10 protein-coding genes are annotated in these 12,533 nt (G+C 31.7%); 5 read left to right on the forward strand and 5 right to left on the reverse strand.

Annotated features, from left to right (window positions below; translation table 11 throughout):
* Positions 1-268 precede the first annotated feature (268 nt).
* Complete coding sequence (locus GXK57_RS13760; protein WP_160677340.1) at positions 269-748, forward strand: S-ribosylhomocysteine lyase; 480 nt, start codon at positions 269-271, stop codon at positions 746-748.
* Positions 749-1,182: 434 nt separating this feature from the next.
* Positions 1,183-1,890 (forward strand): YjgB family protein, encoded by a 708-nt coding sequence (locus tag GXK57_RS13765; RefSeq protein WP_160677343.1) that lies wholly within the window; start codon positions 1,183-1,185, stop codon positions 1,888-1,890.
* A 68-nt stretch (positions 1,891-1,958) separates the two neighbouring features.
* On the opposite strand, the gene GXK57_RS13770 is transcribed toward GXK57_RS13765, so the two are convergent.
* Together GXK57_RS13770 and GXK57_RS13775 are read right to left on the reverse strand one after the other, a co-directional pair.
* Positions 1,959-3,434 (reverse strand): DUF4179 domain-containing protein, encoded by a 1,476-nt coding sequence (locus GXK57_RS13770; RefSeq protein WP_160677346.1) that lies wholly within the window; start codon positions 3,432-3,434, stop codon positions 1,959-1,961.
* Complete coding sequence (locus GXK57_RS13775; protein WP_160677349.1) at positions 3,434-4,003, reverse strand: sigma-70 family RNA polymerase sigma factor; 570 nt, start codon at positions 4,001-4,003, stop codon at positions 3,434-3,436. Before GXK57_RS13775 ends, GXK57_RS13770 begins: the two co-directional genes overlap by 1 nt.
* A 437-nt stretch (positions 4,004-4,440) precedes the next feature.
* Here GXK57_RS13775 and GXK57_RS13780 point away from each other — a divergent pair, with 437 nt between their 5' ends.
* Positions 4,441-5,262 (forward strand): alpha/beta hydrolase, encoded by an 822-nt coding sequence (locus GXK57_RS13780; RefSeq protein ID WP_160677517.1) that lies wholly within the window; start codon positions 4,441-4,443, stop codon positions 5,260-5,262.
* Between the two features lie 115 nt (positions 5,263-5,377).
* Here GXK57_RS13780 and GXK57_RS13785 read toward each other — a convergent pair whose 3' ends face one another.
* Together GXK57_RS13785 and GXK57_RS13790 are read right to left on the reverse strand one after the other, a co-directional pair.
* Positions 5,378-7,270 carry a beta-glucoside-specific PTS transporter subunit IIABC gene (locus GXK57_RS13785; RefSeq protein ID WP_160677352.1) on the reverse strand — a complete coding sequence of 631 codons (1,893 nt, stop codon included), beginning with the start codon at positions 7,268-7,270 and terminating at the stop codon, positions 5,378-5,380.
* Positions 7,267-8,109: a PRD domain-containing protein gene (locus GXK57_RS13790; protein ID WP_160677355.1), complete on the reverse strand. Its 843-nt coding sequence runs from the start codon at positions 8,107-8,109 to the stop codon at positions 7,267-7,269. The genes GXK57_RS13785 and GXK57_RS13790 overlap by 4 nt, the downstream gene beginning before the upstream one ends.
* A gap of 978 nt (positions 8,110-9,087) precedes the next feature.
* Between GXK57_RS13790 and GXK57_RS13795 the strand changes: the two genes are divergently transcribed.
* Positions 9,088-9,978: a copper oxidase gene (locus GXK57_RS13795; protein ID WP_160677358.1), complete on the forward strand. Its 891-nt coding sequence runs from the start codon at positions 9,088-9,090 to the stop codon at positions 9,976-9,978.
* A 182-nt stretch (positions 9,979-10,160) separates the two neighbouring features.
* On the opposite strand, the gene GXK57_RS13800 is transcribed toward GXK57_RS13795, so the two are convergent.
* Complete coding sequence (locus GXK57_RS13800; RefSeq protein WP_160677361.1) at positions 10,161-10,922, reverse strand: DUF554 domain-containing protein; 762 nt, start codon at positions 10,920-10,922, stop codon at positions 10,161-10,163.
* A 357-nt stretch (positions 10,923-11,279) separates the two neighbouring features.
* On the opposite strand from GXK57_RS13800, the gene GXK57_RS13805 reads away from it, so the two are divergent.
* Complete coding sequence (locus tag GXK57_RS13805) at positions 11,280-12,446, forward strand: serine hydrolase domain-containing protein (protein WP_160677364.1); 1,167 nt, start codon at positions 11,280-11,282, stop codon at positions 12,444-12,446.
* The last annotated feature ends 87 nt before the right edge of the window (positions 12,447-12,533 follow it).

Raw genomic sequence — 12,533 nt, forward strand, 5'->3', positions numbered from 1 at the left:
ACTGTATAATAACTTAAATAAAATTATAATTAAGTGTATTTATTTTACAAGTGTACCGATACATTCAATTAATTACTTTTTATTCAACAAGCCAACTTATCAATCTATTGACTTGTAGTTTTCAAGGTGATAGTATTAAATCAATCTTATCGGAATACTAAGATATGAACAATATGATAATCTACATTTTTTACGTAGAATGTAATTTTCTAAAGATTAAAAATGTATTATAATTAAATTAATTGCAAATTAGTAGGAGTGATTATAAATGGAGAAAATCGCGAGCTTTACAGTGAATCACTTGGATTTACTTCCTGGTGTATATGTTTCAAGAAAAGATAAGTTTCAAGATGTAGTTCTTACAACCTTTGATATAAGAATGACTAGACCAAACCTTGAACCTGTTATGAATACTGCTGAGATCCATGCCTTTGAGCATTTAGGTGCAACTTTCTTAAGAAATCATAAGACTTTTGCCTCTAAGACTGTTTACTTTGGACCTATGGGGTGCAGAACTGGTTTTTATTTAATACTTCAAGGTGATTATGAGTCAAAGGATATAGTAGAACTATTAAAAGAAATGTATCAATTTGTAGCTGAATTTGAAGGAGAAATTCCTGGTGCATCAGCTAGAGATTGCGGAAACTATTTAGATATGAATCTTCCAATGGCTAAGTACTTAGCGAATAAGTTCTTAAAGGAAGTATTACTAGTAATAACTGATAAAAACCTAGTTTATCCAGACTAAGCTAAATTACTTTTATTAGAAGCCTGTTTAGAATCCATGTAAATATCTAAAAGTGATTTAATAAATCAAAAGCTTCTGTTCAAAACTATTATTTGTTTTGAACAGAAGCTTTTTTGATATATTATCAGCTATTAAAAAGTCATTTATCTCTTCACCAATAACTTATATATTGAATATATATATAATAGAGTCATACCATACACATATAATAGTTCAACTATTAGACTCAAAATAAAGCTTTCGAAAAATTTATAAATTTTCATTTTAATAGATTTATTTTGAAGTAGTATATCTATAAATAGTAGGAATAATCATTACATTAAAATATAATCCATCTACACTTATTATTGCTGTAGCTCAAAGCATAAAAATAATAATTTATGCTAAATATACACTAGTAATATATAATAAACCAAACGATAAGGAGAATATCCATGATTAAAAGATCAAAGAGCAAACTTTGTGTTTTTCTAGTCGTATTCTTATGTCTCACTCTTTTAGTTGGCTGCGGAAATTCCTCAAGCAGCAAAAACAATACAAATAATGCAGTAAATAATAATAATCAAAATAGTAGTAATGATGGAAATACTTCAAACTCATCTACTTCAAATACATCATCCAAAAATAACAATAGTTCTAATTCAAATACAAACAATACCAATAAATCTCAGGGACAAAATAACGTATCAAGCCAAAGCGTAGTACTGTTAAATAATATCTATGCACTTTCAAAGGAAGGAAAGGTTCCTGAATGTGAGTTTATCTGCAAGACCAATATATTAGACGATGTTATTAAAAAATGGGGAAATCCTGATAAGCAGGACTATGCTGGTGAAGGTCGTTATGCAGTTTATTCTAGTAAAAAAATACACTTTGGTGTAAATAAAGGTGAGCAGATTTTTGATGTAAGATCCTTTAAAGATAACCTGAAGATAATAAAATATAATGATGTTGAAAAAACTTTAGGTAAACCTTCAGTTATAAATAAGACTAATACTGAAAATATACTAATTTATGATGTGAATAAAACTTATCAGCTTATGCTAATCTTCCCAAAGCCAACAGATACCAATAAAAATCCTTCACTTGATCACATATCTGTATACAGCCCAGCTGATGCAAAGAACAATATGGCTGGATAACAATAAGAGTGTGAACAAACCTATTTCTTTAATAGCTTTGTTCACACTCTTATTGTTTTTCATACTTACTATTTCACATCAAATATCATCTGTTTATCTTTCATAAAATTAGACTTTGAAATTATTATATTATAATCCTGACCAGCTTTAACATTATACTTATAACTAAAAGTATTATTCTTATTGTTGGCCAGTTCCGTATACTTCCAAACCTCATCTTTACTATCCTGACTTATCTCTCCATCTGGATAATTACTGCCATTAGATATAACTTTAAAAGCATCAGCTACCCTTGCTGCTATAAAATCACCGTTAAAGCTAGCATTTATTTTTATTTTGTCTGCACTTCTCTCAACTGTGTTAATTGTGACAGTCATATTATCCCCCTGATTATAGGTAATAGGAGCTTTTAAGCTGTTAAGTGGTATATATTCATCCTTGCTTGGTATATAAGGCTTTGTTGTATTATCATTAACAGGTCTAGGCGTAATAATTATCTTTTTAGGCATTTGCTTAAAAGGAGAAAAGGTTGAAGTCATTACTCCATCTTCTATCTTTGACTCATAAGGAATTATCTTATTACCCTGTTCATCTGTAATATTCATCAAATCAACGGTTATTTGAGATTGTATAAACTTCAGCTTATTTAGCTTATCCTGCAAGGTTTTATTGTTGTCATTATTCAAATATTCTTCACTTGTCTTTGCATATTCTTCATTAAATTTAGAATCATATTCAGATACTATCTTTGTTTCTGTTGGCGTAATTATTATCTTATCTATTGCAAACTTATGGTCCTCTATATCTCTACTATAATTTACATTTAGAACCTTAGAATTTTTATCTGATAGTTCTTTTGAAGTTTCTACCTTAAAGTCCCAGGCACCTTGGGCAAACTTGAAATTTTCAGTGTGTATTTCATTTATATTCCAATCTATATTAATCTTATCCCCAAGCTTTAAGTCTGATATGTCAAAGGTGGTTATAACTGCGTATTTCTCTAACTTATCTCCATCTTTTGATATCTTAGTGTCTTCAGTTTTGATTCTACTGGAGTAAACCTTATTTAATATGTCTTTACCATTTATCTTTAAGCTGTTTTTTCTTAGTTGTACACCCCACTGAAGCTTCTTATCACTAGTTACTGTATATATAAACTTCAAGCTTGATTGATCATATATGACTCCCTGCATAGAAATTTCTATACCATCATAGGTTTTACTTATGTTCTTAAGATCAGCATTGGATACATAGTTATCATTATAAGAATATATATTTTTAAGATGCTCTGAAAGTTCTCTTAATTGAGGAATATTGTCCGCTAGAGCTGGTGTAGCTACAACTGTTGTAATGACTAAAAAGGCTACGGATGCTGCAATCGCTATATTTTTCCTCTTATGACTTTTCTTTTTCACAATCTCACTGTCATTTCTTATGGCCTCATAAGCACTGTTTAACTTAAAATTTATTGTATCAGGAATCTTTAATTCCTCTTCACAACTTATTTCTCTTTCTATAAATTTGCTAAATAGCTTTTCTTCCATTAATCCCTTACCTCCCTTAGTAGATGAAATAGCTTAAACCTAGCTCTTGCCAGTCTAGACTTTACCGTTCCCTCTGATATACCTAAACACTTTGATATCTCTTTCACACTTAAATCTTCATAATAATAGAGAAGTACCGTTTCTCTATATTTAAGCTCTAAGCCTTTTATTGCTTCAAGTACAGGCTGCTTTTCTAAGTTATAGCTATCAGTATAAGTTTCTTCTTTCTCAATTCCTTTGTTAAAGAAAACCAACCTTTTTTTATTTCTCAATATATTATTACATTCATTGACCATAATTTTGATTAGCCAAGTCTTAAAACTATGAAGATTTTTAAGGCTTTTTAGACTTCTATATGCCTTAAGAACAGTTTCCTGCATAGCATCACCAATATCCTCATCATTATCTAAAATGGTTCTTGCCATCCTATAAAGATCAGCTTTATATTCTTCAATAATACTTATAAATGCCTCTTTATCTCCGTCTTTAGCTAAGGTTATATTATTTTCAAAGACTGCTGTCTTATCATCTAAGTTAAATATACCACTGCCTACTTCATCAAAATACATAGCACTTCTCCTCTTTATTTTTTATAACACAATCATATTAATTATTTAAATAAGTTAATTAAAGCATCGGTTACTTATTGTTTAAATTTCTCCCAGTGCTTTATATATTTATCGCTTTGCAATCAGACTTATATCTTCAAGTTATCCTCTAACACCCCAGAGGGTCTTTGAAAATAAATTCACCATCTAAGTGGTAAATCCTTAATAGATTTTAATTTTTAGACTTTAATTTATATATCCATGCATGAATATCAAAAGCTTTACTATGGTTCCATTTTAATACACATATATAAGACGTATTAACCATCACTTAGGTTTCAATAATTCAAAATTTTTTTTAATAATTTTAATTACACCACTAATCCGGTGCAAAATGGTACCTATATAAGACATATTGAATAGTCTATAAGGAAGTAATTTATATGGAGAGATTTATATTGGGATACTATGTAAAAACAGAGGATAATGTAAAGATATATGTAGAAGATCTTAATCCATCTGGAGATAAGACTATATTATTTATACATGGTTGGCCAGCAAACCATAATTTATTTGAATATCAATTAGATGAGCTTCCAAGGTTAGGATATAGATGTATCGCTATGGATATAAGAGGCTTTGGAAAGTCAGATAAGCCTTACGAAGGCTACAATTACAATAGATTGGCTGATGATGTTAGATGTGTTGTTAATACCTTTAAGCTTAAGGATTTCACTTTAGCAGGCCATTCAGTTGGAGGTGCCATATCTATTAAATACATGTCCCGTCATAAAGGATATGGTGTATCAAAGCTAGCGCTTTTTGGGGCAGCGGCTCCAAGCGTAACTAGAAGACCGGATTTTCCAGCAGGAGTAAGTAAAGAAGATATAACCGCACTTGTAGATGGAACATATGCTGATAGACCTAAAATGTTAAAAAAGTTCTCGGATATGTTCTTTTTTCAAAACATAAGCGATGCATTTTCAGAATGGTTCTTTCATCTTGGTTTAGAGGCCTCTGGCTGGGCTACTGCAAAGGTTGCAGAAACATTTAGAGATGATAACCTTTTGGCTGATTTAAAAAAGATTGAAGTACCAACTTTAATTCTTCATGGAATACATGATAAAGTATGTCTTTTTCCTTTAGCAATAGCAATGAAACAAGGAATTAAAAACTCTAAACTTGTTCCCTTCGAGAATAGTGGCCACGGATTATTTTGGGAAGAAAAAGATAAATTTAATAGTGAACTGGTTAAGTTTATAGAATGCAGTGATATATAAGGTATATGATAATTTTAGGCTATGTTTATATATAAAATCTTAAACATAGCCTAATTTTAAAGCAAATAATTTCTGTAATAATATACATTCTTCAGCAGGGTACTTTAGGTAAAGACTATAGTATAGTCATCAAATCATCACCATTTTTCACAGAGTTGCTTTTTGTCCTTACTATATCTAAGTATTTGCTTGAGTTAGTAACTATAATAGGAGTAACAACTTCATACCCTTCTTTTTGTATTGCTTCAAGATCAAACTCTATAATTCTATGTCCAGCCTGAACCAGATCACCTGTGTTAATATAGCTTTCAAAATATCTTCCTTCTAGCTGTACCGTGTCAATTCCTATATGTATTAGGATTTCAACGCCTTCTTCAGAAGTTATACCGATAGCATGCTTCGTAGGAAAAAGCATCGACACTGTTCCATTTACAGGTGAATACACAACACCATCCTCTGGCTTAATGGCAATTCCCTTTCCCATGATTTCCTCAGCAAAAGTATCATCACTTACTGTAGATAAGTCTACAACCTCTCCATTTAACGGGCTTTTTATAACAATCTTCTTTATAAGAATATTGTTATCTACAGTATGCTTATTATCGACTTCTACTATAGGCTCCTTGACCTCCTCAGCTATGCTTTTCTTTACTTCTGTCTGCTCTACAACATCTTCGAAGCCCAATATTAAAGTTAAGATAAACGCTACCACGAAAGATATCACGCAAACTAAAATAGCATTTATAAAATTAAAACCTGCTCCTAAAAATATCGGTATTGCTGCAAGTCCAGGAGAAGCCAAGGTATAAGCTTTTAGCCCTACTATTGAAGAATAAAAACCTCCGCAGGCTCCACCTACTAGTACAGCTATAAAAGGCCTTTTATATCTCAAATTGACACCATACATAGCAGGCTCAGTAATTCCTAAGACCGCAGTTATACCTGCTGAACTAGCTAGTTGTCTAGTATATCTATTCTTTGTTTTAAAAGCTACTGCAAGAGAAGCTCCTCCTTGAGCCACATTTGATGCAAGCATAGCAGGAACAATCAAGCTCTCAAAGCCATATTTAGATATTGCTGTCATTGCAATTGGCGTTACACTATAATGCATTCCTGTCATAACAAGAAGAGGCATTATTCCTGATAGCAACGTTAGAACCAACCAACCGGCTTTTGTATTAGTGTAATTTATGATATTAGCTAAACCATCACCTATTATAGTTCCTAAAGGCCCAATAACAATTAATGCTAGCGGAGCTGCTAATAGTAAAGTTATTAGCGGTTTTGAAAAGAACTTAATAGGCTTTGGTGAGATTTTATCTGCCAATCTCTCAATATATGACATAGCCCACACTATTAAGATAATAGGTATTACAGATGATGAGTAAATAGCTGGAGTAATAGATAACCCTAAAAAGCTTATAGATTTACCAGCTTCAACTACCGCTGTAAAGTTTGGATGCAATAATATCGCACCTAAGCTCATAGCCAAAAATGGATTCGCTTTAAACTTAACTGCAGAAGTATAAGCTAAAAATATAGGTAAAAAGTAGAATCCCGCATCTCCTATGAAACTCAAAACATAGTAGGTATCACTGCTCTTTGGTAATAAATTAAAAGCTGTTAAAAGAGCAATCAGAGCTTTTATCATACCAGCTCCAGTTATTGCAGGGAGTATAGGCGTGAATACCCCTGATATAGTATCTAAAATAGTTGCACCAATGTCTTTTATGCCATCGTGCTCACTGATATCATCTTCTGCAAGATTGCCTATCTTTCTGACCTCATTACAAATATGCGCCACATCCGTACCTATTATTATTTGAAACTGCCCAGCTTTATTGGCAGTTCCCATAATATCTTTATTACTATTTAGTCCTTCTATATCAACCTTTTTAATATCTTTCAACTTAAACCTTAAACGTGTAGCACAATTAGTAACACTCTTTACATTAGATATACCGCCTACCTTTTCTAGTATATCTTTTGCAAATTCGTTGTAATTCATTTCTCTTCCCTTTGAGTCACTCTATTTATATGAAGCATAAAGTATAGCATCTCATCATTGTTTATAGTGACCTCAAACTTCTTCTGTATGTAATTTTTGACTTTCAAGGCACATTCATAGGCTTGTGGATACTTCTCTTTAATTTGTTCATATAGAAAATCTTCGTCACTAGCTGAAAGCTCTTTCGCCATAAGTCTTTTAGCAAAATACCTTATATGTGTTACAAATCTACTATAACTTAAGCTTCCCTCATCTATATTTAGATTGTAATGAAACTTAACAATCTTTAATATATCGTCTACCATTTCAGTAACAAGTATAGTCTGCTTTATATCTTCTCCGCCTTGTTGAGCATTTACAAAGTGTAAAGCCATAAATCCAGCCTCATCTTCTGGCAAGCTTATGCCCTCATAGTATTGTATAAGTTTAAGTGATTTAAGGGCTACACTAAATTCTTTCTTATAGAACTTCTTTATTTCCCAAAGCAGAGCATTTCTCATATTTATTCCTTGTTTGTATCTGCTTATGGCATAGTTTATATGATCTGCTAACGCTATGTATATACTATCATTAAATTTTACGTTTAATTCCGATTGGGCTTCAGCAATTATTTTGTCTGTCAATTCAAGATGGTTTAGAGGTACTTCATTAATCAATTCAACAAACTTATTAGCTAGTTCAGGTGAACTTAAAACAAAGGTCTTTTCAACTTTATCAAGGCTAACATCATCTCCTGGCTTCTTTTGAAAAGCAACTCCTCTTCCTAAAAGCACCATCTCCAATAAATTCTCATCCTCTGCTAGCATAATATTATTATTAAAGATCTTTTTAACTTTCATCCTAACCCCCCTTATTTATTGCATGAAATAGACACTTTTCTCTTAAGTTGTCCTTATATATACAAATACAAATCCTTTAGATGTAGCGGAAAAGTCATAACAGGCTACATAACCTTCTTTTCTATTCTTTCACTTGAATTAGTATTTAATCATATTACTTCTACTTATCCTCAGTTTTATTTAAAGGCTATGTTGAAATTAAGCATATAATTTCATGTAAAATAAAAAAACCTAAACTAATATAAGCCCCCAAATTCCTCTGAGTTCTTATACTAATCTAGGTTTTGCCTGCTTAACAGTTACAATCCTACATATTTACAAAGGAATTATATTACATTTTGTAAACCTTGTCAATACAACCAACCCTTTATATTTATAGTAGTTGGTTATATCATACTGATATGCTTACAAAAAGAATTAATATAATTTTATTATATATTTAATTATATTACAAATATTATATATCATTTATAGCATTTCTTACAATTGTTTATTCAACTATTTAATTATTATATATTTCCTATTAATATAAAAAACCCTATATTTATATTGTCACTGTAAACCTATCTTTTTATAATTAAATTAATGTTTACACCGTAAACATTATAAAAACTTCGTATTTAGAAACTTACTTTACAATTGTTCTAAAACTGCTGTATCTGGTAGAGTTCTGGCATTCACAAAGTACTAGTTGAGTTAAGAACTCTAAAAAAGAGGAAGCTATGAAATTAAAATAATTGTATTGAACGGTAGACCGATACCTTTCCTCTGCAGGAAAACAGTTCATATATATATGCTCAAATCTATCATCTTGCAGAAACACTATTAAACACTTCTAATCAATATTACTTGAAACCTGGAATGCTAATATCTCTTAAAAAATTGTAGATGACCGTAACATGTAACTATTCCTTAGTATCAAATTGCAAGTCTCATATATATAATATTACATATAATACTATTAAAGGATGACCTCTTTTGATAATTACTACAGATATTAAAACTTTACCTTTCAAATTAAAAGACGGTATCAAGTATTTTGAATTAGTTGCTGAACCAGTTAAGCAGGAAATACTGCCTAAGGTTTTTATAAAAGCATGGGGATATAACGGAAGTACTCCTGGTCCTACAATAATTGTTAATTCCGGAGATACCGTAAACATAAGAGTATATAATAAACTTCCTGAGGCAACTAGCATACATTGGCATGGACTAGATGTTCCAAACAAAATGGATGGTGTACCTGATATAGAGCCAACCCCCAAAATACAGCCTGGTGATTTTTTTGACTATAAATTTAAAATAGCTAATCCACCTGGAACTCACATGTATCACACCCATGTTAATACTAGTAAGCAAGAAATGATGGGACTTGGAGGCGGATTTATTATTGAAAACCCTAATGACAAAAAAAGCATTGACTTTGACTACTTTATAATGCTTCAAGAATTTAAATTAAAAGGTCTAAAAATGGGCGAAGTGAAGCCTGGTATATATGATATTGATCCAATGTCACATGAATTCAACTTTTTTACTATGAATGGTCGTTGTTTTCCTTACAGCACTCCACTTACTACAGCCTTGAATAAGGTTGTTCGTGTAAGATTAGGTAATATTTCAATGAACGCTCATCCAATACACCTTCACGGACACCAGTTTTTAGTAGTTGCTTCAGATGGAAATAGTATACCTTATAATAACTACATCTTTAAAAACACAATAAATGTAGCTACTGGTGAGACATGGGATATATTATTTAAATCAGATAATCCCGGTACTTGGCCGCTTCACTGTCATATTCCTCATCATATGTCAAATAATATGACTAAAGGAACAGGTGGAATGTTTACCACCGTTAGTTACTTATAATTACTTTGCATCTATAAATATACCAAAACTCCTCTTGGTTTTGAGAAGAGTTTTGATATACAAATTTTATTATGAAACAGTATATCTATTTATAGGAATATCAACCTTAGTTACACGGCAAAAAATACAAGAAATTATTTTAACTGTGCCCGAAGATCTATTTTCCATCTAGGCAAAATAAACTACTTAAAGAAACTTGTCCACAGGTGGGATAAAGGCATTACCAAAACTAAGGCAGGAAGCATATTAGCCACTGGAAAGCTTTTTATCCCACTAATTCTAAAACCTGTTGCAAGCATTAGAATTCCTCCACAGGCAGTAAAATCATTAATCATAGATGGTGTTGTTAAAGGCATTATAAAACTTGCACTAAGATATAGCACTATCATTATTGCAAATTGTGGAATGCATACCGTCATTACTAAGTATCCTAAGGCTGTTGCAAATATACCTGCAGTAAAGAAATCAAGGATTGATTTTGCTAAAAGAACTGTGTGATCTCCAGTCATTCCCTCCTTTAGTGAACCAAATATTCCTGTTCCACTAGCACAGAACAGTATAACTATTGCTACAAACTTCTCCATAAACTCTATTTCATTCTTCTCATTAGACTCTAAGGTTACAGCAACTTCTTTATAAGCTTCGTCTTTCTTATTTCCTTTAAATAGGCTTTCTATAGGACCTTTTACTTTTCCAGCACACCATTCTATACCAGCCTCAACCTTAATAAGTTCACCTATAGCACTTCCTATTACTAGTGACAATATAACTGCTGGTAAAGTATTCATTTTTACTATATAGTTAACTCCCATTGCCATGGATGCTACTCCAAAAGTTAAAGGAAGCCCTACTTTTAATCTTTCTGGTATCTTATGCCCCAAAACAGCTCCTAGAAGCCCTCCAATTAGTACTGATAAACAATTAACTATTATTCCAATAGGCATTTCTATCTTCCTTTCTTCATCTAATATTATATTTAGAACTTGTTCAAGCCTATAGACTTGAATTATAGCACTCTACCATTTTATATACAAATACTACATGTATTAACTTCCCAATAGTTTAATTTGAATTAATCACAAATAAAGTTATTTTCTATGATAGTTTTTTACAAAATAGCCAATTAACTTAGCTGATTTATTGAGATATGTAAACGTTAATAGTATAATTTTTATGTAGTTTATTTAAAGATGTACCACTTCAATATGAAATCTATTTTAAAAGCTCCTCTGGTTTTTGAGAGAAGAATTTAAAAATATAAATTTTACTACAAAGTAGTACATATATAAGGAGGTATCACTATGAATCAGTTCGAAAGGCTTACTCCACTATTAAAAAGTTTTGTAGAAAAGGGTCCTGCTGGCTGCTCTTGTTCAGTATCTCGTAACGGAGAAGAACTTTATAAAAACTTTGAAGGTTTCGCAGACTTAGAAAATAAAACACCTATTAAAGAAGATACTATTTTTAGAATTTATTCCATGACAAAGGTTATAACTTGTACTGCAGCACTTATATTATACGAAAGAGGATTATTCTTGTTAAATGATCCCTTAGAAGACTACTTACCTGAATTCAAAAATCCCAAAGTCCATAGATATACACCATATGGAGCACTATATACTGCTCCAGCCTCTAGATCAATAACCATAAGAGATCTATTCACTATGTCTTCAGGACTTACATATTCAGGAGATAATATTGAAACTGCTCGCTGTCTATCTAAAACAATGGACAAACTTGATGCTAAATACGAAGAAGGCGAAAAGTTTGATGCAAGAACCTTTTCGAAAGAAATTTCAAAAGTCCCTTTAGCTTTTGATCCTGGTTCTCATTGGCAGTATGGTTATAGTCATGATGTATTAGGCGCATTAATAGAAGTTGTATCTAATAAAAAATTCGGTGACTTTCTGAAGGATGAGATTTTTGATCCATTAGGAATGAATGATACCTTCTTTAGAATTCCTGATGAAAAGCTTCATAGACTATGTAGCATCTATGATAGATCAGAAAATGGCACCTTAACAAAAAATAATAATATGGACAGAGACTATAGACCTGATGCTACATTTGAAAGCGGCGGTGCTGGTTTATTATCTACTCTTAAGGATTATAGCACTTTTGCACAGATGCTTGCTTGTGGTGGTGAACTTAATGGCACTAGAATATTAAGTAAAAAAACTATAGAACTTATGACTACTAATCATCTTACAGAAACACAGTTATTAGACTTTGACTGGCCTTATCAAGCTGGCTATGGCTATGGATTAGGTGTGAGAGTTATGATAGATAGAGCAAAAGGCGGCTCAAACAGTTCTCTTGGAGAATTTGGATGGTGTGGCATGGCAGGTACATGGGTTATGATAGATCCTAAGGAAAAATTGTCTGCAGTCTATATGCAGCAGATGTTCCCTAACTTTGAAGCTTATCACCAACCAAGACTGAGAAATGTTATATATGGTTCACTTTAGTATATTAAATATAAAAATTCACTGAAGCTATTTTCTTCAGTGAATTTTTTTGTACATATGCCAGCTCTCCCAAATGTGCGTTAAGAA

It is taken from the genome of Clostridium sp. C8-1-8, assembly GCF_009928445.1.
Lineage (GTDB): Bacteria > Bacillota > Clostridia > Clostridiales > Clostridiaceae > Clostridium_AR.